Annotated in this window: 19 protein-coding genes; 11 read left to right on the forward strand and 8 right to left on the reverse strand. The window is 64.9% G+C overall.

The annotated features are described in order from the left end of the window. Positions 1-130: 130 nt before the first annotated feature. From Q0K00_RS06790 to Q0K00_RS06810, 5 genes are all read right to left on the reverse strand, one after another. Positions 131-1,693 (reverse strand): methyl-accepting chemotaxis protein, encoded by a 1,563-nt coding sequence (locus Q0K00_RS06790; RefSeq protein WP_297228214.1) that lies wholly within the window; start codon positions 1,691-1,693, stop codon positions 131-133. 213 nt (positions 1,694-1,906) lie between these two features. Beyond that, positions 1,907-2,515 (reverse strand): recombination mediator RecR, encoded by a 609-nt coding sequence (recR, locus tag Q0K00_RS06795; RefSeq protein WP_297228215.1) that lies wholly within the window; start codon positions 2,513-2,515, stop codon positions 1,907-1,909. Positions 2,516-2,518: 3 nt separating this feature from the next. Next, positions 2,519-2,830, reverse strand: coding sequence for a YbaB/EbfC family nucleoid-associated protein (locus Q0K00_RS06800; RefSeq protein WP_296303452.1), 312 nt, complete (start codon positions 2,828-2,830; stop codon positions 2,519-2,521). 10 nt (positions 2,831-2,840) lie between these two features. After that, positions 2,841-4,706, reverse strand: coding sequence for a DNA polymerase III subunit gamma/tau (gene dnaX, locus Q0K00_RS06805; protein ID WP_297228216.1), 1,866 nt, complete (start codon positions 4,704-4,706; stop codon positions 2,841-2,843). Positions 4,707-4,757: 51 nt separating this feature from the next. Continuing rightward, positions 4,758-5,678 carry a branched-chain amino acid transaminase gene (locus Q0K00_RS06810; protein ID WP_297228217.1) on the reverse strand — a complete coding sequence of 307 codons (921 nt, stop codon included), beginning with the start codon at positions 5,676-5,678 and terminating at the stop codon, positions 4,758-4,760. 323 nt (positions 5,679-6,001) lie between these two features. On the opposite strand from Q0K00_RS06810, the gene Q0K00_RS06815 reads away from it, so the two are divergent. From Q0K00_RS06815 to Q0K00_RS06835, 5 genes are read left to right on the forward strand one after another with little or no spacing between them, the layout of a single operon-like run. Next, on the forward strand, positions 6,002-7,741 hold the full coding sequence (locus tag Q0K00_RS06815; RefSeq protein WP_297228218.1) for a hydantoinase/oxoprolinase family protein: 1,740 nt from the start codon (positions 6,002-6,004) through the stop codon (positions 7,739-7,741). Further along, complete coding sequence (locus Q0K00_RS06820) at positions 7,732-8,214, forward strand: tRNA (cytidine(34)-2'-O)-methyltransferase (protein WP_297228219.1); 483 nt, start codon at positions 7,732-7,734, stop codon at positions 8,212-8,214. Before Q0K00_RS06815 ends, Q0K00_RS06820 begins: the two co-directional genes overlap by 10 nt. Positions 8,215-8,253: 39 nt before the next feature. Next, positions 8,254-8,991, forward strand: a complete 738-nt coding sequence (locus tag Q0K00_RS06825) for a sulfite exporter TauE/SafE family protein (protein ID WP_297228220.1) — start codon at positions 8,254-8,256, stop codon at positions 8,989-8,991. After that, complete coding sequence (locus Q0K00_RS06830; RefSeq protein ID WP_297228221.1) at positions 8,992-12,114, forward strand: efflux RND transporter permease subunit; 3,123 nt, start codon at positions 8,992-8,994, stop codon at positions 12,112-12,114. Continuing rightward, on the forward strand, positions 12,107-12,784 hold the full coding sequence (locus Q0K00_RS06835) for a YkgJ family cysteine cluster protein (protein WP_297228222.1): 678 nt from the start codon (positions 12,107-12,109) through the stop codon (positions 12,782-12,784). Before Q0K00_RS06830 ends, Q0K00_RS06835 begins: the two co-directional genes overlap by 8 nt. A gap of 642 nt (positions 12,785-13,426) precedes the next feature. Here Q0K00_RS06835 and Q0K00_RS06840 read toward each other — a convergent pair. The 3 genes from Q0K00_RS06840 to Q0K00_RS06850 all read right to left on the reverse strand — a co-directional run bounded on the left by Q0K00_RS06840 (position 13,427) and on the right by Q0K00_RS06850 (position 17,093). Further along, complete coding sequence (locus Q0K00_RS06840; protein WP_297228223.1) at positions 13,427-13,558, reverse strand: hypothetical protein; 132 nt, start codon at positions 13,556-13,558, stop codon at positions 13,427-13,429. 268 nt (positions 13,559-13,826) lie between these two features. Beyond that, the gene (locus Q0K00_RS06845) at positions 13,827-14,171 is read right to left on the reverse strand and encodes a DVU0772 family protein (RefSeq protein WP_297228224.1); all 345 of its coding nucleotides are present in this window, start codon (positions 14,169-14,171) and stop codon (positions 13,827-13,829) included. 171 nt (positions 14,172-14,342) lie between these two features. Further along, complete coding sequence (locus Q0K00_RS06850; protein ID WP_297228225.1) at positions 14,343-17,093, reverse strand: hypothetical protein; 2,751 nt, start codon at positions 17,091-17,093, stop codon at positions 14,343-14,345. An 85-nt stretch (positions 17,094-17,178) separates the two neighbouring features. Between Q0K00_RS06850 and Q0K00_RS06855 the strand changes: the two genes are divergently transcribed. From Q0K00_RS06855 to Q0K00_RS06880, 6 genes are all read left to right on the forward strand, one after another. After that, a complete protein-coding gene (locus Q0K00_RS06855) occupies positions 17,179-17,544 on the forward strand; it encodes a molybdenum cofactor biosynthesis protein MoaE (protein WP_297228226.1) in 366 nt (121 codons plus the stop codon). A 207-nt stretch (positions 17,545-17,751) separates the two neighbouring features. After that, positions 17,752-20,274: a preprotein translocase subunit SecA gene (gene secA, locus Q0K00_RS06860; RefSeq protein WP_297228227.1), complete on the forward strand. Its 2,523-nt coding sequence runs from the start codon at positions 17,752-17,754 to the stop codon at positions 20,272-20,274. A 369-nt stretch (positions 20,275-20,643) separates the two neighbouring features. Continuing rightward, positions 20,644-21,648 carry an ATP-binding cassette domain-containing protein gene (locus Q0K00_RS06865; RefSeq protein WP_297228228.1) on the forward strand — a complete coding sequence of 335 codons (1,005 nt, stop codon included), beginning with the start codon at positions 20,644-20,646 and terminating at the stop codon, positions 21,646-21,648. Then, a complete protein-coding gene (locus Q0K00_RS06870) occupies positions 21,641-22,303 on the forward strand; it encodes a methionine ABC transporter permease (protein ID WP_297228229.1) in 663 nt (220 codons plus the stop codon). Before Q0K00_RS06865 ends, Q0K00_RS06870 begins: the two co-directional genes overlap by 8 nt. A gap of 39 nt (positions 22,304-22,342) precedes the next feature. Continuing rightward, positions 22,343-23,131, forward strand: a complete 789-nt coding sequence (locus tag Q0K00_RS06875; protein ID WP_297228230.1) for a MetQ/NlpA family ABC transporter substrate-binding protein — start codon at positions 22,343-22,345, stop codon at positions 23,129-23,131. A 213-nt stretch (positions 23,132-23,344) separates the two neighbouring features. After that, on the forward strand, positions 23,345-23,760 hold a 416-nt coding region (locus Q0K00_RS06880; protein ID WP_297228231.1), incomplete at its 3' end, for a GTPase.

The raw sequence follows: 23,760 nt of genomic DNA on the forward strand, positions 1-23,760 counted from the left end.
AAAGAGTGGACATAGAAACCTCCATATCCATACTTATCCTTTTTTGACGTCATTGGAAATAATGAGTCCTGAGCCTAAAGAAAAGACCGTCCCGAAGGACGGTCTTTGAAAGCATGTGGGGCGTCCCGCCTCAACGGCGCAGACTGGAGATCTCGGAGGCGGCTTCTTCCGCTTCGCGCGCCACATGGACGCGGATGCCTTCCAGGACGCCCTGGATGGCGTGGGCCTGTTCGGCCAGCATCTCCACCGTACTGCTGGCCGTGATCATGCTTTCCGAGATGGTGCCGCCGAGGACGTTGACCTCGGAAATGGCGCGGGCGATCTCTTCCGACGCGGCGGACTGCTGGGTGGCCGCGGCGGCGATGGCCTGCACCTGACGGCTGGAGTCGCCCGCCAGCGCCTGGATCTGCTCCAGCGCCTGCCCGGACGATTGCGCCATCTCCGCCACTCTTTCGATGTCGCCCACGGCGGCTTCCACCGTGTCGGTGTTGCGGCGGGTCCCCGCCTGCACGGCGCCGATGGAGTCTTCCACTTCCTTGGTGGCGCTCATGGTCTTTTCGGCCAGCTTGCGCACTTCGTCGGCCACGACGGCAAAGCCGCGTCCGGCTTCCCCGGCGCGAGCCGCTTCGATGGCGGCGTTGAGGGCCAGCAGGTTGGTCTGGTCAGCGATGTCGCGGATGATGGTCAGCACGGCGCCGATGGCGCGGGCCTGGCCGTCAAGGTGCTCCATGTCGTCCTTGATGCTCATGGAACGCTGTTGCACGTTCTTCATGCCGTTGACGGTATTGTTCATGATCTCCATGCCTGTATTGGCCTGCTTCTGGACGGAATCCGAGGCCTGCGCCGCGTCTTCGGCATTCTTGGCCACTTCCAGCACCGTGGAGTTCATCTCTTCCATGGCGGCGGAGGTCTCCGCCAGGCGCGCGGAGGCGTGTTCCGCATCCTGACGCACCTTGTTGACCTCGTTGGACAGCGTGCTGGTCATGGTGTTGAGCTTTTCCACCACGTCCTTGAGCTGATCGACGGTATCCATGCGCGCCTTGCGGGAGGAGATGCCCGCTTCCCGCTTGAGGCTCAATTCTTCGGTCACGTCCTGGCTCAGCTCCACATGGCCGATGTTCTGCCCGGCGCGGTTCTTGAGGAATTCCAGATGCACGCGCATGGCATGACCGTTGCTCAGGACATTGAGGCATTCATGCTCGCCCCGGCGCAGACGTTCGATGCCGCAGTTGGGCGTATTGCAGGTGGAGCTGTTCTTGGCGGAACAGTGCTGGCCCAGCACCTGACGCATGTCCGTCTTCTGCATGGCACGCAGGGCGGCGGCATTGCAGAAGGTCCAGCGCATGTCCATGTCCGTGACGGAAATGCCGTAGGGGACGGTATTGAGGATGCTCTCATACCAGTAGGCACGCTCCTCGCGCTTGCGGACATATTCGCGGATGGCGGCGCAGAGGGGATCTTCCTGCCGAGGGGTCAGGTCCAGTTCGTCGGGAGCCTCCGCCGCCAGACGGATGAGCGTCCTGGCCGCATCGACCGGCGAGAGCAGGCGGTGGATGAGGAAGGCGCCCGCAAGGAACAGCACAAGGGCTGTGGCGAGGCCCGCCAGAGGTGAGGCCACGGCCAGCGAGATCCCCGCTGTCAGGGCAAGGACGATGAAGAGCAGGGCGGCCAGCTTGATACTCAGGGCTTGCATGTACGCCTCCGAAAGCACAGGTGAAACAAGTCGGAAAGTCTTATCGGCAGGATCGGCCGGGAATTTAGAGGGGATGCCGAAGCTTCACGATGTCCCGGCCGCAAAAGGGGGGAGAGGCAGACGGGGCAGCCGCGGGCCACGCGCCGGAATACGCCGCGGGGGCGCATTCCGGCGGTCGGGGAGCGTTCATCCCGCCCCGCGGCGTGGTACGGATCAGAGATCCTGACGGTACTGCAACGATTGGCGCAGCGTTTCCCTGTCCATATACTTGACCTCGGCCCCCAACGGGATGCCCTGGGCCAGACGAGACACCTTGACGCCGGGAAAGCGCTGCTGCACCAGAGACTTGATGAAGGAGGCCGTGTTCTCCGCCTCCAGCGTCGCCCCCAGCGCGAGGATGAGTTCCGTTATCTCTCCTTCTTCCAGACGGCGTACGAGCCGTTCCAGATCAAGGCTCTCGGAGTCCACCTTTTCCAGCGGGGCCAGCAGGCCGCCGAGGATCATATATTGCCCGTGGTAGAAGCCGCCTTCATCAAGGGCCAGCATACTGTCCCATTCCGCGACGAGACAGAGCGTATCCCGCTGACGGGCGGCGTCGCCACACATGGCGCAGGGATCCGTGGCCGAGAGGCCGCCGCAGCGGGAGCAGAGATGCAGCCTGTCCCGCAGGTCGTGCACATTGCGTCCGAGGCGGCGAGTCTCTGCCTCCGGCCATTTGAGCAGGGTCATGGCCACCCGCATGGCGGATTTGGGGCCGAGCCCCGGCAGGCGCGAGAGCTGTTCCACCAGCTCTCGCAGCGGTTCCGGTATGCGTGCGGACATGGGCTAGAAGACGCCCGGCAGCTTGATGCCGCCGGAGATGGCGCTCATTTCGCGCTCCAGCGTTTCACGGGCGATGCGCCCGGCTTCGTTGACCGCGGCCAGGATGAGGTCCTGCAGCATCTCCACGTCGCCGCCTTCCAGCGCCTTGGGGTCGATGGCGATGCTGCGCAGTTCCTGCTTGCCGCTGACCACGGCCTTGACCATGCCGCCGCCGCTGCTGGCTTCGTAGCTGCGCTCCGCGGCTTCCTGCTGGAGCTTGGCAAGCTTGTGCTGCATGACCTGCGCCTGGCGCAGAATGTCGTTCATGTTGCGCATGGAGTTCTCCTTACACTTCGGTACAGTGTTTTATGGTTGCGTTGAGCAGCGAGAGACAGTCCTGCATCTCCGGCCGCTGACGAAATTCCTCGATAAGATCGGCCTCGCTGCGGTGCGGGCGGGGTGGGACGAGTTCCAGCGTCGGCGCGCCCGCGCCATAGTCGGCCAGCGCCGTCAGGATGGCCGCGCGGTGCTTCTCCGCCTGCGTCAGGATCTGGCCCGCGGCGGGATAGAGACGCAGGCGCTCCGGCGTCCACTCGGCACGCATCTGCCGCAGCAGATGGGGGGGCGGCGACGGGCGGCCCTCGGCCTGCTCCGTGCGGCAGTATTCGCAGAAGGCGGTCCAGTCGAGCGGGGCCGAGGGCATGGTCGTGCCGTCAGTCTCCGGCCTGTCGGCAGGCGGCGTCTCCGGTCGCTCTGTGCCGTCCGTCCCCTTTTCGCCGGACGGCGTCATACCGGGCACGGGCCGGGCAACGTCCACGACGGGCGCAGGCGCGGCTTCCTCCTGCGGTCGGGGCAGGCGTCGCGCCGGGGCGGGGTCCTCGCTTTCCGCATCCTCCTCGGCGGCAGGGGCGGCGGCATCCGTCCGCACGGCACGCGCCGCGCCGGGACCCGCCAGACGCTGAGGCTCGCCGCCTTCCGTGCGTCCTGTTTGAACGGGAGGCGCACAGGAGGTATGCGGCGCGGGAGGCTGGCCCGCGGGGCGGCCGGGCATCGTGCCCGCGGCGGGGGCCGGCGCGGGAAGGTCGGCAGGCGTCTCCGGCAGGCGTTCCAGCGGCAGCAGCTGGGGCAGCAGGGCCAGGTTGAGCAGCAACAGCTCCAGCGCGGCGGCCGGTTCAGGATTCTGCACGATGCCACGCTGGGCGTCCAGCGTCATTTGCCAGGCGGCGTGCAGGTGAGGGGCCGTGAAGCGAGGGGCGAGCGCCTGCCAGCAGGCGGCTTCGTCCCGGGTGAGGCCCAGATGGGGCAGCATGGCCGCTCCCGCCTGGCGCAGCAAAAAGAGCGTGCGCAGATGACCGGCCAGCTCGCGCACGAAAAAGCCGATGTCCACGCCCTGCGCGGCGATGCGTCGGGACAGTTCCGCCACGGTGGGGCAGTCTCGTCCGGCGAGGGCCTCGAAAAGGCTGGCGAAAAGTTCCTGTCCGGCCAGTCCCAGCACTTCGCGGGTCACGTCGGCCGTGAGACTGTCCCCGCCGAGGGCCAGCGCCTGATCGAGCAGGGACATGCTGTCGCGCACGCTGCCCGCCGCCCGGCGGGCGATGAGGCGCACGGCGGCCTCCTCATAGGACAGGCCCTCCCTGTCCAGCACGTCGCACAGGTGGGCGTGCAGCGCGTCCTCGCCCAGATGACGGAAGACGAAATGCTGGCAGCGGCTGACGATGGTGATGGGGAATTTGTGCACTTCCGTGGTGGCGAAGATGAACACCACCCGGCTCGGCGGCTCCTCCAGCGTCTTGAGCAGGGCATTGAAGGCGTTGCGCGAGAGCATGTGCGCCTCGTCGATGATGAAGACCTTGTAACGGCCTTCCATGGGCGCATAGCCGATGGTCTCGCGCAGGGCGCGGGCATCTTCCACGCTGTTGTTGGACGCGCCGTCGATCTCGGCCACGTCCACATGGCTGCCCTGCGTGATCTTGCGGCACTGGGAGCACTGGTTGCAGGGTTCGGGGCCGGGCGCGTGTTCGCAGTTGAGCGCCTTGGCGAAGATGCGGGCGATGGTGGTCTTGCCCACGCCGCGGGTGCCGCTGAGCAGATAGGCGGCCGCCACCTTGTCCTCGGCGGCGGCACGGGAAAGGACGGCCTTGACCGTGTCCTGTCCGGCGACCTCGGCAAAGGTCTGGGGGCGGTAGCGTGCGGCGAGAGAGAGATGCTTCATGCGGCAGGATGGGGGCGCGCCCCGGAGAGCGCGCCCCGGCGGACGGCGAGATTAGATGGTGTAATGCGTGCTCCAGCTGGCGTACTTGGGGTTTTCGCCCTTGACGACGGCAAAGAATTCCTTTTGCAGATGCTTGGTCACCGGGCCGGCCTTGCCCGCGCCGATGACGCGGCGGTCCACCTCGCGGATGGGGGTCAGTTCGGCGGCCGTACCGGTGAAGAAGGCTTCGTCAGCGATATAGAGCTCGTCGCGGGTGAACTGCTGTTCTTCCACGCGGTAGCCGAGATCGCGGGCCACGGTCATGACGGCGTCACGGGTGATGCCGCCGAGGATGGAGGTCCACGGCGTGGTCTTGATGAGGCCGTCCCGCACGATGAAGATGTTTTCCCCGCTGGCTTCGGACACGAAGCCGTTGGTGTCCAGCATGACGGCTTCGTCGTAGCCTTCTTCCTTGGCTTCCACCTTGGCCAGGATGGAGTTCACATAGTTGCCCGCGGCCTTGGCCTTGCTCATGAGGGTATTCACATGCATCCGGGCAAAGGAGCTGGTCTTGGCGCGGATGCCCATCTCCAGCGCTTCGGGGCCGAGATAGGCGCCCCAGGGCCAGACGGCGATGATGGTGTGGACGGGATTGCTGCCGGGATAGACGCCCATCTCCCCTTCACCCACGAAGGAGAGGGGACGGATATAGCCTTCGCGCAGCTTGTTGGCCTTGAGCGTCTCGACCACGGCTTCGGAGATCTGCTTGGCCGTGTAAGGCAGTTCCAGACGAAGGATCTTGGCGGAGTTGACGAGGCGGGTGCTGTGCTCGGCCAGACGGAAGACCGAGGACGAGCCGTCCGCACAGGCATAGGCGCGGATACCTTCAAAAACGGCGCTGCCGTAGTGCAGCGCGTGGGTCAGCACATGTACCTGAGCCTCTTCCCACGGGACCAACTTGCCGTCAAACCAGATAAATTTCGTTTTCTCCATGTGAGTATCCTTCTGTGCCGGTACGGGTTGTCGCGGTCGGGCCGCGCGAGGGAAAAAATTACTGAAAAGCGCGCCATAACGCAAGGGTCATGCTGGCGGCCGCTTGCCAGAGCCGCCGCCGGAAGCTACAAAAAGGGGGCGCGGCCGCATGGCCGTCCTCAAGAGAGCATTTTCAGTTTGCAACGCGTTGCGTCCCAAACCATACGGCTTGGCGTTTCGCGGAAAAAACGCGGTTTTTCCGCCTGGTTTCGGCCGGGCGGCGCGGTGTCGCTACCTCGCATTTCGTCGTTATTCAAAGGCAAAATGCTCCAGGGAGAACAGGCATGACCGAATATGTATTGGGCATCGATGCCGGAGGAACGCATACCGATGCCGTCCTGTGCGGGCCGGAAGGTCTCGTGGCGGCGGCCAAGACAGCGACCTGTCATGACGACCTGCCGTCATCCGTGGCCGAAGTGCTGCGGCGTCTGCGGGAGGCGGCGGGGCGGGCCTTCGCCCCGGAGAAGATACGCCGGGTGACGCTGGGGGCCACGCTGGCCGTCAACGCCATCGTGCAGGACAAGGCAGACAGGGTGGGGCTGGCCCTTTCCGCCGGGCCGGGCCTCGCGCCGGAGCGTTTCGCTCTGGGCGATCACGTCTGCGTGGTGCCCGGCGGGCTGGATCACCGGGGCACGGAAGTGACGCCCCTTGCGCCGGAGGCCCTTGTCCGGGCCGCCGCCCGCTGGAAGGAGGAGGGCGTGCGGGCCGTGGCCTGCGTGGGCAAGTTCTCGCCCCGCAATCCCGCGCACGAGAACGCCATGCGGGAGGTGGCCGCGCGTGCCTGCGGCCTGCCTGTGACCTGTGGACATACGCTGTCCGGGCAACTCAATTTCCCGCGCCGCATCGCCACCGCATATTTCAACGCGGCCGTGGCCCGTCTGCACGCCGCTTTTCTGGATGCCGTGGAGGGCGAGCTTGCCCGGGCGGGCATCCTCGCCCCTGTGCGTCTGCTCAAGGCCGACGGCGGGGCCGTCCCGGCGGCTCTGTCGCGGCGGGAGCCGGTGCAGTCCATCCTTTCCGGCCCGGCGGCCAGCGTCATGGGCGTCATGGCCCTTGCCCCCGTGGAGGAGGACGAATGTTCCCTGCTCATGGACATGGGCGGCACCACCACCGATCTGGCCGTCTTTGTTGACGGTTCGCCGGTGGTGGACAGGGACGGCATGTTGCTGGGCGGTCGGCGTACGCTGGTGCGGGCGCTGGCCTCGCTGTCCATCGGCGTGGGCGGGGATTCCCTGCTGCGGCCGCTGGCCGACGGGGTACAGGTGGGACCGCTGCGCGAAGGCCCGGCCTGCGCTTTCGGCGGCACGCGGCCGACCCTGCTGGACGCGCTCAACGTCCTGGATGCCGCCACGCCGGACGGTCCGCTTTCCGGCGATGCGGCGGCCTCGCGTCGGGCGCTGGAGGCGCTGGCGGCGGAGGCCGGGCGACCCTGCGAAGTGCTGGCCCGGCAGGCCGTGGAAGACGCCCTGCGGCAGATCGGTGAGGCCGCGACATCGCTGCTGCGCGGCTGCAATGAACGTCCTGTCTATACGCTGGCGGCGCTCAAGGGCATGAGGACCTTGCGGCCCCGTCGCGTCTGGCTGGTGGGCGGCCCGGCGGACCGCATACGGCAGCGGCTGGAGCGTTTCCTGCAGGCCCCCGTGGATTGTCCCCGCCATGCGGACGTGGCCAATGCCGTGGGCGCGGCGCTGACCCTGCCCACGGCCACGCTGGATGTCTATGCCGATACCGGGCGCGGCCTGTTGCGGGCCCCGTCGCTGGAACGTGAGGAGCGACTGTCCGCATCCGCCCGTCTGCCGCAGGTGGAAGCGCGGGCGCTGGAGCTGCTGCGCGGGCATCTGGCGGAGAACGGCGCGGACGAGGCCGTGGACGGGACCGCCAGACTGGAAGTGCTGGAGGCGGATTCCTTCGCCACGCTGGATGACGGCGGCTACGGCGCGCGGGATATGCGGGTGAGCTGTCAGGTGGTGCCGGGCATCGCCGGACGGTTGACGGGCACGGCGGGGGACGGCGTGTGGAATTAGTGCTGTACGAGCCGGAGATCCCGCCCAATACCGGCAATGTGGCCCGTTTATGCGCGGCGACGGACACCCCCCTGCATCTCATCGAACCGCTGGGTTTTCGTCTGGAGGACCGCTACCTGCGCCGGGCCGGGCTGGACTACTGGCCCAATGTGCGCCTTGCGGTCTGGCCGGACTGGGAAAGCTGGCTGGCGGCGGCGCGTGAGGCCCGCGGCGGCCGTGCACCTCGTTGCGTCATGACGTCGGCGCGGGGCGGGACGCCGCTGCACCGCTTTGCCTTCGAGGCGGATGACTGTCTGGTCATGGGGCCGGAGACGCGCGGCCTGCCCGCCGAGCTGCTGGCGCGGGGCGAGGCGGTGCGCATCCCCATGAAGCCGGGCGGCGTGCGCAGCATCAATATGTCCACGGCCGCGGGCATCGTGCTCTATGCCGCGCTGGCTTCCTGCGGTCGGCTGGATGCGCCGGGTTGGTGCTGAAGCCGCGGGCGGCGATCTTGCGGAGCGGGAGAGACGGCGATGCTGGCGATCATGGCGGTCTGTTTTCTGGTGGGCTTTCTGGGAGCCGTCACGGGGGTGGGCGGCGTGCTCATCCCGCCGGTGCTCATGTTTGCGGGCGGGATGGAGACGCATGTGGCCATGGGCACGGCGCTGGCGTCCTTCTTCCCTCTGAGCCTGTTCTCAGCCTTCATCTATGCCCGCATGGGCTGGTATACGCCCGGCAAGGCGCTGATCTTCCTGCTGGGGGGCATCGTCGGCGGGATCGTCGGGGGGAGGCTGAACGCCTATGTGCCCGGGCCGCCGCTGGTCTGTCTGCTGGCCTGCATCATCATCTTTGCGGGAGGTGCGGCCCTGCGGCCGCGTCGGCAGGGACGGGGCAGCGCCTTCTGGCTGTCGAGTCGGGGGCTTTTCAGCATGGGGGTGGTGACCGGACTGACGGCCGGCCTTACCGGGGCGGGCGGGCCGGTGCTCTCCATCCCCTGGATGGTGGCCGTGGGGTATACGCCCTTCTTTGCCGTGGGCGCTTCCATGTTCATGCAGCTGGGCACCATCCTTTCCGGCAGCTGGGGCAATGCCTGTTCCGGTTTTATCGACTGGCATATCCTGCCGTGGATCATGATCATGGAGATGGCCGGTTGTCTTGTGGGCCTTCAAGTCGCCAGACGCATCTCTTCCGAACTGGCCAAAAAGGCCATCGGCGTACTGTGCACGGGGCTGGGCGTTTTCCTCCTCGTGCGTCAGATCCTGGAGTTCTAGATGAATATCGCCTCCCTCTTCATCCGTCGCCCGGTGGCCACGGTGCTCGTCATGCTGGGCCTGCTCTTTTTCGGCGCGGCGGGCTACGTCAACCTGCCGGTGAACCAGCTCCCCAACGTGGACTTCCCCACCATCCAGGTCTCCGCCGACCTGTCCGGCGCGGACCCCGAGACCATGGCGGCCTCGGTGGCCACGCCGCTGGAAAAGGAATTTTTCACCATCGCGGGCATCGACTCCATCACCTCGGTCAATGCCACGGGGCGCACGCGCATCACCATCCAGTTCGCGCTGGATCGGGATATCGACGCCGCGGCGCTGGACGTGCAGGCGGCCATTGGTCTGGCCCGGCGGCGGCTGCCCACCAACATGACCAATGACCCCAGCTTCCGCAAGGTCAATCCCGCCGATCTGCCCATCCTCTATCTGCGCGTCAGTTCACCGACGCTGCCGCTCTATCAGCTCAACGAGTATGCGGATACGCTCATCGGCCAGCGGCTTTCCATGGTCAAGGGCGTGGCGCAGGTGGTCATCTACGGGCAGAAAAAGTACGCCGTGCGCGTGCAGCTCGACCCGGACGCGCTGGCTACGCGCGGCCTCGGCATCGACGAGGTGTCCGAAGCCATCATGGCCGCCAACAGCAAGCTGCCGACCGGCTCGCTGGACGGGGCGCGGCGTTCGCAGTCCATCAAGGCTTCCGGACAGCTGGAGGACGCGCGGGCCTTCCGGGATGTCATCGTGGCCTACCGGGACGGCGCGCCCGTGCGTCTGCGCGACATCGGCCGGGTCATCGACAGCGTGGAGCAGGACAAGCAGCTCTCCTGGAGCAATGACGGCGCGCCCTGCATCACGCTGGCCGTGGAGCGGCAGCCCGGCGCCAATACCGTGGAAGTGGTGGACGCCATCCGCGCGCTGCTGCCCGAACTGCAACGGCAGGTGCCGCCCTCGGTGGGCGTGGACATCTTCTACGACCGTTCCGAGACCATCCGCGAATCCGTGGCCGAGGTGAAGTTCACCCTCGTGCTGACGGTCTTTCTCGTGGTGCTGGTCATCTTCCTCTTCCTGCGCAATCTTCCGGCCACCGTCATCCCCAGTCTGGCCTTGCCCATGTCGGTCATCTCCACCTTTGCCGTCATGTACGGCATGGGCTTCAGTCTGGACAACCTTTCGCTCATGGCGCTGACGCTGGCCGTGGGCTTCGTGGTGGACGACGCCATCGTCATGCTGGAAAACATCGTCCGCCATCAGGAGATGGGCAAGGACCCGCTCACCGCGGCCCATGACGGCTCGCGAGAGATCGGTTTCACCATCATCTCCATGACCATCTCTCTGGCCGCGGTCTTCATCCCCGTGCTCTTCATGGGCGGCGTGGTGGGACGCCTCTTCTACGAGTTCGCGGTGGTCATCATCACGGCCATCCTCTTTTCCGGCGTGGTGTCGTTGTCGCTCACGCCCATGCTCTGCGCCTACTTTTTGCGAGCCCAGCCTCAGCATCGCGCAGGCTACGAGGGCATGTACGGCCGGATGGAACGGGCCTTCGACTGGCTGGCGAACAAGTACGCCGCCTCGCTGGACGTGGTGCTGCGGCACCGGCGGCTGACCCTGCTGGGCTCCCTGCTGCTCCTGCTGGCTACGGCCTGGCTGGGCATGGTGATCCCCAAGGGCTTTCTGCCCACCGAGGACATGGGCTTCATGAGCGCCACCACCGAGGCGGAACAGGGCATTTCCTTTCAGGGCATGGTGGAAGCGCAGCATTCGCTGGACGAGCTTTTGCGCAACGACCCGGAGGTGGAGAGTTTCAACTCCGTGGTGGGCATCGTGGGCAGCAGCCAGAGTATGAGCAACGGCAGCCTCATGATCCGCCTCAAGCCCTACAACGAGCGCGAGGGCATCAACGAGGTGGCCGAACGCCTGCGCCGCACGCTCAACACCTCGCCCGCGCTGCGGGTATTCCTGCGGGTGCCGCCCTCCATCAACATCGGCGGGCGTTCCTCCAAGGCCTTGTATCAGTACACGCTTTCCGGTCCCAACATGGAAGAGCTCTTCGACTGCGCGCAAAAGGTGGAGCAGGCCCTGCGACGCGTGCCGGAGATCCAGGACGTGAACAGCGACCTGCAGCTGCGTAATCCCGAGCTGCGCGTGCAGATCGACCGCAACCGGGCCGCCGCCCTCGGCGTGAGCGCCGGACAGATCGAGCTTGCCCTGCAATCGGCCTTCGGCTCGCGGGAGATCTCCACCATCTACGCGCCGAGCAACGACTATACGGTGTTCGTCGAACTGCTCAAGTCCTTCCAGCAGTCGTCGGAGGCGCTTTCTCGTCTCTATGTGCGGTCCAGTCAGGGGGACCTCGTGCCCCTTTCCACCGTGGCGAGCGTGAAGCCCGGCGTGGGCCCCATCTCCGTCAGCCATTCCGGGCAGTTCCCGGCCGTGACCATCTCCTATAACCTGCGGCCCGGCGTGGCCCTCAGTGAAGGCGTGGCCGCCGTGGAGCGCGCCAGTCTGCCCCTTCTGCCCGATTCGGTGAGCGCCGAATCCCAGGGGACGGCGCAGGCATTCCAGGACTCGCTCTCCGGCATGGGCTGGCTGCTTCTGCTGGCCATCGTGGTCATCTACCTTGTGCTGGGCATCCTCTACGAGAGCTTCATCCATCCGTTGACCATCCTTTCCGGTCTGCCCTCGGCGGGCTTCGGGGCGTTGCTCACGCTCTGGATCTTCGGGCAACCGCTGGACCTCTACGGCTTCGTGGGTGTCATCATGCTTTTGGGCATCGTCAAGAAAAACGCCATCATGATGCTGGACTTCGCGTTGGAGGCCCAGCGCCATAACCCCAGCTGCACGCCCCTGCAGGCCATCACGCAGGGCTGTCATGTGCGTTTCCGTCCTATCATGATGACCACCATGGCCGCTCTCATGGGCGCGGTGCCGCTGGCCATCGGCATGGGCATGGGCGCGGACGCCCGGCGTCCCCTCGGTCTGGCCGTGGTCGGTGGGCTCTGCTTCTCCCAGCTGGTGACGCTCTACATCACGCCCGTTTACTACTATTATATGGAAAAGTTCTCGCAGTGGCTGGGACGCCGCTACGGCGGCCGTTTCCACCAGCAGCCGGAGGAAGTTCCTCATGCCTGAGTGCCGTCGCTGCGGGCATTGCTGCCGTCTCGGCGGTCCCACCCTCATGCGCGGGGATGCGGACAGGCTGCTGGACGGGACGCTGCCCCTGTCCGCTCTTGTCTGTCTGCGGCGCGGCGAGTGGGCCCGTCATGACGGCAGTCGAGGCACGACGGCTGACGCCGCTCCGCGCGGCGATGATCTGGCTCCGCTGGCGTGCGAGATGCTCAAGCTCGCCGGAGCGGGCGGCGGCCTCCATCCCTGGCAATGTCTGTACCTGCGGGAAACCGCCGGGCAAGCCGCTTGCGCCATCCACGACCATCGTCCCCAGCAGTGCCGTGCGCTCTTCTGCGAGGCCCCGCAGGCTGTGGAAGACCTGCTTGCGAGCGGGGATTTCCTTTCGCGGGCGGAACTCTTTGCCCGGCTGGCTCCCGTGGAACCCCGTGCGTCTCTCTGGCGGGAGCTGGCCGAAGCCCACGAGGAAGCTTGTCCGGCGGGCGGCTATTTCCGCCTCTGGCAGGATTTGGCGACAACGCCGGACGTGGCTGCCGTCCGCCGGGAACTTGCCGAACAGGAACGCTACGACGAGGCCTTTCGCCAGCTCTGCATAGAGCGCGGCGCTCTGGAACCGGAGCTGCTGCCGCTGGTGCTGGGCCGTCCCCTGCGTGGGCTGTCCCGCCCCGGCGTTTGACGGTGTGGGCGGCGTTTTTTGGGCGGGGGGAAGGAAGGGGGCTTTTTTTGCAAAAAAGCCCCCTTCCTTCCCCCCGCACCCCCCATCCATCCCGCAAAAAACCTTGCTTGGGAGGATGACAGGGATCTGGCCCGCACAGGCCGCCCCCAGACCGATGGTCCCCCGGCAGCACACCAAAAAAGCGGAGATCATGTATCTCGTGCCGCTTCCTCGCTCTGCCTCAATCCAAGCGATGAAATGCTACAGTAGTTTCTTGTTTGAAACTCTTCGTATTTCACTCCATACGGCCTGTTGTTTTGCGGGAAAACGCGGTTTTTTCGTGACCGTCCCCGTCCCGTCAGCCATTGCGGCGACTCAATAGGGGACTGGTTGAGTTCTTACCTGTTGCCGCAGTGACACCTATCGCTCTCCGCGCATTCCGCCAGTCTGTCTGCTGTCGTAAGCGCGTCATGGAGCGGAGGAGATCGCCGCCCCGCAGGGGCGGAAGCTCCGACGCCGCCCGGACGCACGTCTCCAGGATGGCGTCGGGGCCGTTGACGAAGGAGGCGGCGACTTCGGCCGCCGCACCGGACGGCGTCATGCCGTTGAGCGTCAGATAGCCGTCGTTGTGAAGGTCGTGGACTTTGAGCGGCCCGGAGACGGTCAGACGGCCAGCGCGGGGACGACATGCAGGGGGGAAAGCAGCATACCGCCGCCGAGCAGAGCGGCGGATACCGCCGTCGATAGCGCTGTTTTCCAGCGCTTCCGTGCGGCGTTCGTCTTTTTGGGACGCATCAATAAACCTCCCCTGAGTGTGGTCGGTCCATCGCAATAAGCGCTTGGTTTAGCAAATGGGGGCGTTGCTCACAAGAAAAAGGATATCTTTTCGCTCTCGTGAAAAAAATATGCCCGTCGGTATCTTTCCTGCCGGAAAAGGAAAAGGGCTCGCCCGTCGGCAAGCCCTTTTCGCGAGGCAGATGGTGTGATGCAACGGCATGTGTCATGCCGCGAGGAGTGGGAGGGTATGTGGATCCCCGGCGGGAAAATGGGGGCCGCCGGAGGGTTATTGGCCCATTTCGTGCCGCAGCCAACTCTTGATGGCGGGCGTCGGTTCGCTGATGCCGCGACAGGTGCCGTGCACAGCGTGAAAATCTTCCAGGAGCGAATCGGGCAGCGGCACGGAGATCAGGTCTTCCGCATTTTCGGAATTGCGGCGCACAAGGCGCACCACAGGCTTTTCGCCCCAGTTGTCCACCACGAAGTAGTAGGACACGTCTTCCTTGGAGCGCACCGGCGGATATTCCGCGTGCCAGTCGTTGTTGCCCCATTCCAGGTACATGGTCACAGCGTGTTCGGGCGACAGGTTCCAGGATATATCGTATAAGGCAAAATCCTTCAGGCTCGACATGGTATGCCTCCTTGTTGGTTGATTAGTAACTATTCCTAAAAAGAAAGTCAAGTCTTTTCCGAGTAAAAAACTGGGAAAGGGCGCGGGGGAGGAAATATGCCCGACCGCCGGACGGTCCAAAAGAAAACCGCCTGCCGGTGAGGCAGGCGGTCGGGAGCGGTCGGACAGGCCCTAGTTGTCTTCCATGCGGCGGCGCAGCTCTTCCTGCCGCTGGCGTTCGGCTTCGGCTTCCTGCATACGCCGGGCGTTCTCCGCTTCCATCTGGCGTTGCCGACGGATACGGTCGAGGCGCATCTGCTGGGCCTTTTCGCGCTGTTCGCGGGCCTCGTTGAGCAACTTTTCCCGCTTGGAGTCAAAGACCAGCGTGGAACGCAGGGCCGCTATGCCCAGCGCGATGACCGAGATGATGAACACCAGCACCTTCTGGATGCCCCATTGGTTCTCTCCGATGAGGTCGCGCAGCCAGCCCATGTAGAAATGCTGGCCCCAGAGCACCACAGCGGGCACGCCCAAGAAGCAGAGCAACAGGCCCACCAGCTCGACCCAGAGGAAGGTCTTGCCCATGGTCATGACGAAGAGGGTGACGTCGCGCACCATGCGCAGGAACTTGAGTCGCTTGCGCAGGTCCCGCAAAAGCTGGTTGAGGCGCGGCGTCGTGCTCTGGGCACGCTTGAAGGTGGCGGCGTCATTGAAGTTGCAGGCAAAGGCCCAGTTGATGATGCCCGCGCACTCGTTGAATTCCTGACTGAACTCCTTGAGCGCCGAGGGGAAGGGGAACCACGAGGCTTCGTCGCGTACTTCCTGCAGGCGCTCCAGATAGCCCTTGTAGCGTTCGCGCAGGTCGTCCACCTCGTGCTGTATGCACTCGTCGAGCTCCTTTTCCAGAGGCGGCGTCTCTTCGACCACACGCAGGAAGGCCGTATAGTTCTTGACCTCGCTCATGTGCTTGAGCTGGGCGATACGCTTGCCGAGCTTGATGTGGACGGGATGATCCTCCTCGAACCACTGGCCGAGGCGTTCCTCCATCTCGTTGATGCGCCCGGTCTCTTCCAGCGCGCGGCTGAGGGCGGCATCCCAGAGATCATAGAGGGAGGAGAGGATGAGCAGGCGGCCGCGTTCCAGCGCCGGGTCGATGAGGAGGCGGTTGAAGAAGGCCGGTTCATCCTTGACCAGCTTGGCGATCTGGTCCAGCACCTGCTCACCGAAGCCCATCTTCACCTTGCAGACGATCTCCCGGTAGCGCAGATCATGCCATTGCGGCATGAGGCGCAGCACCTGGGCGTATTGTTCGAGGGCCTGAGCATAGTGGCCGAGCTCTTCGTGCAGGCGGCCCTGCAGATATTCGTTCCAGGCCTGCAACGCCGGTGAGGGGGTCAGGCTGGCGGCCTCCCGGAAGGACTGCGGCGCGTGGGCGTAGTCGCCGCGCTCCACCTGCAGGAAGCCGAGCACCGTCCGCAGACGGGGGTCGCGCGAGTGCCGGGTGATGGATTCGTTGATGGACTTCTCCAGCGAGAGGAGCCCTTCCGGCGGCGTCTGGGCCAGCTTGTCGAGGAAGTCCCAGGCCGGGCTGTCGTCGCGCTGGACGTTTTCGTCCTCGTCCACGTCCCGCATCCGGTAGAGCCACTGCCGGGGCACGTTGCGCAGCTGTCCGGCGCCGTTGAGATCGAGCACCGCCTGCAGGAGGGTGGCGGTGGGGCCGGGGCTGTTCAGCAGTTCGCCGTAGCCGTTCAGTCCCTTGGCGACCAGCACATGTTCGATCTGGCGGAAGCCTTCGTTGATGGTGTCCAGATCCAGCGCGGCCAGCTCATCCCAGATCTGGGGACGGCTGGGGGCATAGGTGCGGGTGGGGCACTGGGCGGCGGTATGGGTGCGTATGCCGCAGTAGAAGCAGCCGGTGTCGGACGCGCCGCTGGAGGCCAGATGCCCGGCCATGAGCAGCGGGATGGAGCGGTGGCTGACGCTGTTCTCGTCGAGGATGATGTTGCACCAGCTGTCGATGCTCGACTGATCGCCGGAAAAGGCGATGTCGCGGATGGTGAAGCCCTCACCCAGCAGATAGGCGTTACGATAGCTCAGATAGGGGAAGTCGGGCATGAGGCTGTCCCACTTCAGGCCGACTTTCTTGGGCAGATCGTTGTTGAAGTTGAAGTTCTTGCGGTCGGTCACCACGCAGACGCAGGGCCAGCAGGGGGCTTTCTGTTCGCTTTCGCGGTCGAAGGTCTGGAGGTAGTCCCGCAGGAAGGTGCGCAGCATGAGGAGGTTTTCCACAGCGACCATGACGAAGCTCTCATGGACGATGAAGCGCATCTTGTGTTCCTGGAAGAGCCCTTCCAGCCGCTCGAACATGGCGGGCCAGCCGGTCTGGTACTCCTTGTCCAGCGGACTGCCCAGCGGGTGCAGGATGGCGAACCACGACTGGGTGGATGTGTAGGGCATACGCACGTCCGCCTTGAGCAGGGCCCAGTCCAGCTGGGCGATGCCCTGACGGGGCGCGGTCTTCTCAAAGTCGATGCCGGGCAGGGTGTTCTTGCCCTCGCGGCTCTTGGGGTGCACCCAGACTTCCAGATTCTCGCGCACCATCATGGACTGGGCGGCCAGCTTGCCGTCCACCCAGAGGTTCATCTCCCGGCGCGCGCCGAATTGCAGACGGCCGGGGAAGATCTCGATGGCGACGGACAGCTCGTTGAAATTGCCCCAGACGGAAAGACGCGCCAGCGCCAGGAAAGCGTCATCGGTGAAGAAGAACCACAGCGCCTGATCGCCCTCTTCGGTCAGCAGCATGCCGCCGTAGTTGAGCAGCGTCTGATTGACGGCCGCAGGCGGGGTCTTTTGCCAGCACACCCATACGGCATGACCCATGGTGCTCATGCGGACCACGGGGATATCGGGCAGACGATTGAGAAGCTGCGACAGATTGGCCATGAAAAAATCCTTTATGCCGGGCGGCGATACATGTAGACTGCTGCGTCGGATCGTTCAACATGCGCGCAACAGGAGAGCTCGACTCATGGACATCACTAAAACGCTCCAGGAACTGAAACAGCGCCCCGGCTTCAGCGATCATGTGGGCATGATGCTGGTGCACAACGGCGTCGTGCGGGGCTGGTCCCGCAAGGATCATGCGGCCGTCGGGCGGGTCGTCGTCCGTCCCGACCGTGAGCGGATGGAGGCCATCCGCCGCGAGATGGAAGGCCGTCCCGGCATCTTCGCCATCCTGGCGGAAGCCGCCGAAGGCGAACTCCGGCCGGGGGACGATCTGCTCTTCCTCGTGGTGGCAGGCGATATCCGCGAGAACGTGAAAGCCGTCTTCGCGGAATTGCTGGACCGCATCAAGGCCGAGGCCGTGATCAAGGAAGAACTGCCGCCAGCCTAGGCGGATCGTCGCAACCCGTCAGTTCCTTTCCTCTTATCGGCACGGCGGGGAGGGACATTAGCGCCGCTTTCCTTTTTCTGTAAAGATTTACGGCATTGCCAAACGGCAAAGCCTGCCTATACTATGGGGACAGGCCGGGGCGCGCCCCTCTCCGTGAACCCATTTCCTTCGGTCGCGCGCAAGCGACCGCGCTACCCAGGAGTCCCGATGTTCGGATATATCTTCAAGAAGATCTTCGGCAGCAAGAACGAGCGCTATCTGCGGCGCCTGCGTCCACTGGTGGCGCGCATCAATGCCCTCGAGCCCGACATGCAGGCTCTGGCCGACGAGGAATTCGCCCAGCGCATGGGCGAGTACCGGCAGGCCGTACAGGCCGGGGAAAAGACGCTGGACGAGCTGTTGCCGGAGGTCTTCGCTCTGGTGCGGGAGGCTTCGCGCCGCGTGCTGGGGATGCGCCATTATGATGTCCAGCTCATCGGCGGCATGGTGCTGCACAAGGGCAAGATCGCTGAAATGAAGACCGGCGAAGGCAAGACCCTCGTGGCCACGCTGGCCGTGGCGCTCAATGCGCTGTCCGGCAAGGGCGTCCATGTGGTGACGGTCAACGACTACCTCGCCCGGCGCGACGCCGAGTGGATGGGCAAGCTTTACGGCTTCCTCGGCCTGAGCACGGGCATCATCGTCCACGGTCTGGACGACGAGGAACGCAAGGCCGCCTATGCCGCGGACATCACTTACGGCACCAACAACGAATTCGGTTTCGACTACCTGCGCGACAACATGAAGTTCTACGCCGAGCAGCTCGTGCAGCGCGGCCACAGCTTCGCCATCGTGGACGAAGTGGACTCCATCCTCATCGACGAGGCCCGTACGCCGCTCATCATCTCCGGCCCCTCGGACGAGGACGTGAGCGCCTACCGCATCATGGACAGCGTGGTGCGCCAGCTCGGGCCGGAACACTACACCGTGGACGAGAAGGCCCGTACCGCCATGCTCACCGAAGAGGGCGTCAGCCGCTGCGAGGAGCTCCTCAAGCTGGACAACCTCTTCGATCCGGCCAACGTCACCGCGCAGCACGGCATCCTCCAGTCCCTCAAGGCCCACCATATCTTCAAGCGGGACAAGGATTACATGGTGGTGGACGGTCAGGTGGTCATCGTGGACGAATTCACCGGTCGTCCCATGGAGGGCCGTCGCTATTCCGACGGTCTGCATCAGGCGCTGGAAGCCAAGGAAGGCGTCACCGTGGCCGCCGAGAACCAGACCCTGGCCGCCATCACCTTCCAGAACTATTTCCGTCTGTACGACAAGCTGTCCGGCATGACCGGCACGGCGGATACCGAGGCTGTGGAATTCCAGCAGATCTACGGGCTGGAAGTGGTCTCCATCCCGCCCAACCGGCCCATGATCCGCAAGGACTATCCCGACCTCATCTATCGCAGCCGCAAGGAGAAGTACGAGGCCATCCTCGAATCCATCCGCGAGCTGCACAAGACGGGCCAGCCCGTGCTGGTGGGCACCATCTCCATCGAGACCTCGGAGATGCTCTCCGCGCATCTCAAGCGCATGGGCATCCCGCACAACGTGCTCAACGCCAAGCAGCATGAGCGCGAGGCCGAGATCGTGGCCCAGGCCGGGCAGAAGGGCAAGGTGACCATCGCCACCAACATGGCCGGTCGCGGTACGGACATCATCCTTGGCGAAGGCGTGCGCGAGCTGGGCGGTCTGCATATCCTCGGCACCGAACGGCACGAGAGCCGCCGCATCGACAACCAGCTGCGCGGCCGTTCCGGGCGTCAGGGCGACCCCGGCTCGTCCCGTTTCTACCTCTCGCTGGAAGACGACCTCATGCGGCTTTTCGGTTCCGACCGCATCGCCGGGCTCATGGAAAAGCTGGGGCTCAAGGACGGCGAAGCCATCGAGAACCGCATGGTCACCCGCGCCGTGGAAGGCGCGCAGAAGCGCGTGGAGGCGCATCATTTCGAGATCCGCAAGACCCTGCTGGATTACGACAACGTCATGAACCAGCAGCGTGAGGTCATCTACAGCCTGCGGCGCGACATCATGACCGAGGCGGACATGGAGCCCGTGGTGGCGGAATTCCGCAGCGACGTGCTGGACGACGCCTACGGCCAGCTCGACCGGGTGCCCGCCGATCAGATGGACGAGGCGCGGCAGACGGTCATGGCCCGTCTGGCGGACGTTTTCAACCTCGGCCGGGTCATGGAACCGGGTTCGCCCCTGCCGGAGCGTGAGGTCTGCGAGGAGAAGATCCACGAGATCTTTGCCCAGCTGCGGGAAGAGGCGCAGTCCATGTACCAGCCTATCCTGCGCTATTTCCTGCTGGAAGAGCTCGACCGCTGCTGGAAGGAGCATCTGCGCAACATGGACGCTCTGCGGGACGGCATCGGTCTGCGCGGCTACGGCCAGAAGGACCCCAAGCTGGAATACAAGCGCGAGGGCTTTGAGATCTTCCAGAACATGCTGTTCCAGATCCGCGAGGGCGTGTTCCGCACGCTGACGCGGGTCCATGTGCAGCCGGAGAGCCGCGAGGAAGAGCCGCCCCTGCACCATCAGGAAGAGGATCAGAACCTTTCCTATTCCGGCGGCAGCGAGGTGGAAGCGCCCAAGGCCCGGCCCGCCCGCGCGCGGCAGCAGGTGGGGCGCAACGATCTTTGCCCCTGCGGCAGCGGCAAGAAGTACAAGCGCTGCTGCGGCGCGAACCAATAGCGCCTTTTTTCGTGTGGAACGCGGCGCGTTTCACACCATACGGCGGGAGGGAGGCCCTGCGGGGCGGCCCTCCCGTTTGCCGTTCTGGGGGCAGGACTCATTACGCTTTTTTTGAGGGGTTCCCCTTCCCCCAAAACAAGCAGAGACCGGAGGACCCGTTCCGTCGGGGGGCAGGGGGCTCCCCTTTGCGCCCGGCGGAAAATATGCTAGAGCGGTTGCACTTTTAAAGGAAGCGTACCGGGCGGCCGCGGGCGCGGTCGTCCGTATCCTGCCGATGGGGCGGGATGCGGCACAACCCCGCCGTACCGCCGTTTTGCGTCCGTGAGACGGGCATGGCGGACGGAGGGGCGCCGCGCGTGGGGAGGTGTTATGGCCGATGAGCCAATCATTCAGATAGTCGGGCTGGAAAAGCGTTTTTCCGGCAAGAATGCGGAAGTCTATGCCCTGCGCGGCATCGACCTTGCGATCGGCAAGGGCGATATCTTCGGCATCATCGGGCAGAGCGGAGCGGGCAAGTCCACGCTGGTGCGCTGCATCAACATGCTGGAACGCCCCACGGGCGGCAGCGTGCTTTTTGACGGCAAGGATCTCTGCCGTCTGCCGGAGGCGGAGCTGCGCGCGGCCCGGCGTTCCATGGGCATGATCTTCCAGCAGTTCAACCTGCTCATGCAGCGTACGGCCCTGCAAAACGTCTGCTTCCCGCTGGAGCTGATAGGCACGCCGCGCGCGGAGGCCCGCAAGCGCGCGCAGGAGTTGCTGGAGCTGGTGGGCCTCGACAACCGAATGGAGTCCTATCCGTCGCAGCTTTCGGGGGGGCAGAAGCAGCGTGTGGCCATCGCCCGCGCACTGGCCACCAATCCGCGCGTGCTCCTCTGCGACGAGGCCACCTCGGCCCTCGACCCCGCCACCACGGACTCCATCCTGGCCCTCATCAAGGACATCAATGCCCAGCTGGGCATCACCGCCGTGGTCATCACCCACGAGATGAGCGTCATCGAAAAGATCTGCAGCCATGTGGCCATCATCAGCCGGGGCGTCATCGAGGAGCAGGGGCTGGTGGAGGAGGTATTCTTCCATCCCAAGACCGAAGCCGCCCGGCGGCTCGTCCTGCCCGAGGCCCTGCAGAAGCTGCCGGGCGAGCACATGTACCGCCTCATCTTCAACGGGCGTTCCTCCTTTGAGCCGGTCATCGCCAATATGGTGCTGGAATGCGGTTGCCCGGTGAACATCATGTATGCCGACACGCGCGACATCAACGGCGTGGCCTTCGGACAGATGGTGCTGCAGTTGCCCGACCGCGAGGCTTCGCGCACCCGTATCATGGCCTATGCCCGCGCCCACAACATCCTTCTGGAGGAGATGCGCAATGATTGACCAGCAAACCGTCGAGATGCTGCTCGTGGGCGTGTGGGACACCCTCTACATGACGCTGGTGGCCACGTTCTTTTCGTATGTTTTCGGTCTGGTCATGGGGGTGGTGCTGGTCGTCTGCCGCAAGGACGGCATCCGGCCCAATGTCCTCGTCTACGGGGTCCTGGATGTGGTGGTCAACCTGACCCGTTCTTTCCCGTTCCTCATCCTCATGATCGCGGTCATCCCCTTCACCCGCTTCCTGGTGGGCACCACCATCGGCAACAACGCCACCGTGGTGCCGCTGGTGCTGGCCGCCGCGCCCTTCGTGGCCCGGCTGGTGGAATCCTCCCTGCTGGAAGTGGACAGCGGCGTGGTGGAGGCCGCGCAGAGCATGGGCGCGTCCACCTGGCAGATCATCAGCAAGGTCCTGCTGCCCGAGGCCCTGCCTTCGCTCATCAACGGCAGCGCCGTGTCGGCCATCACCATCCTGGGATATTCGGCCATGTCCGGCGCCGTGGGCGGCGGCGGGCTGGGCAAGCTGGCCATCATGTACGGCTACAATCGCTATCAGACAGACATCATGGTCATGACCGTGGTGCTGCTCATCATCATCGTCCAGGCCTTCCAGAGCTTCGGCAACTGGGCCACCCGACGCAGCGACAAGCGCGGCTCCTAGCGGCCGCGTGACACCCTTTAGCCTGTGGGAGACACAGCCATGAAAAAACTGCTTCTGACGCTGGCGGCCCTGCTGCTGCCCCTTTCCGCCCATGCGGGCAATACCGTGGTGGTGGGCGCTTCGCCCACGCCTCATGCCGAGATCCTGGCCGAGGCCGCCAAGATCCTCAAGAAGGACGGCTACACCCTGAAGGTGGTGGAATATTCCGACTATGTGCAGCCCAATATGGCGCTGGACAGCAAGGAGCTGGACGCCAACTACTTCCAGCACAAGCCCTATCTGGACGACTTCAATGCCCAGAAGGGGACGAAGCTCAACAGCATGGGCGGCGTGCACTATGAGCCGTTCGGCATTTATGCGGGCAAGTGCAAGAGCCTCAAGGACCTGAAGGAAGGCGCCATGGTGGCCGTGCCCAATGACGCCACCAACGAGGGCCGCGCCCTGCTGCTCATGGAGGCCGAAGGGCTCATCAAGCTGAAGAAGGACGCCGGTCTGGCGGCCACCCGCCGCGACATTGCCGAAAACCCCAGGAAGCTCAAGATCGAAGAGATCGAGGCCGCCCAGCTCGTGCGCGCCCTGCCTGATGTGGATGTGGCCATCATCAACGGCAACTACGCCATCCTGGGCGGGCTGAAGGTGGCCGATGCGCTGGCCGTGGAGGCTGCTGATTCCGTGGCTGCCTCGACCTATGCCAACATCCTGGCCGTGCGGGCCGGCGATGAGGCGCGTCCCGAACTGCAGGCGCTCTACAAGGCGCTGACCAGTCCGGAAGTGGCCGATTTCATGAAGAAGAAGTACGCCGGCGCGGTGCTGCCGGCCCACAAGTAGAGTTCTCCGGCCGCTGTCCGTCAGCGGCCGTCTGGATGACGGAAGGGGCGTCTGCCGTGCGGGCGGACGCCCCTTGCCGTTGCCGCTCCTCCCCGCATCCGTCCTGTCGGCGTGCAGTGCCGCCCGCCGTCCCCCTGCCGGGCGGACTTGACCGCGCGGCCGTGTTGTGAAAGACATAGGCCATCATACCGTTAACGAAAAATGAGGCATCAAATGACTGCGCAAAGCTATCGTTGCGGCTGGGTGGCGCTCATGGGGCCGCCCAACGCGGGCAAGTCCACGCTGCTCAACGCGCTGCTGGGCCAGAAAGTCACCATCGTGACGCCCAAGCCGCAAACCACGCGGAACCAGATCGTGGGCATCCATACCGATGAGGCGGCACAGACCGTCTTCATGGACACGCCCGGGCTTTCGCAGGTGCGGGGGAGACTGAGCAAGGCCATGCTGCAGGCCGTGTGGCAGAGCCTCAATCAGGCGGACGTCATCATGCCCGTGCTGGACAGTCACCTGTACATCCGCCATCCCGACTATCTGGAGCGCGATCTTGCCCCGGTGGCCGAAGCGCTGGCCAGCGAGACGCGCCCCATGATCGTGGTGGTCAACAAGGTGGATCTTTTTGCGGACAAGAG

The sequence above is a fragment of the uncultured Desulfovibrio sp. genome (assembly GCF_944327235.1).
Classification (GTDB): Bacteria; Desulfobacterota; Desulfovibrionia; order Desulfovibrionales; family Desulfovibrionaceae; genus Desulfovibrio.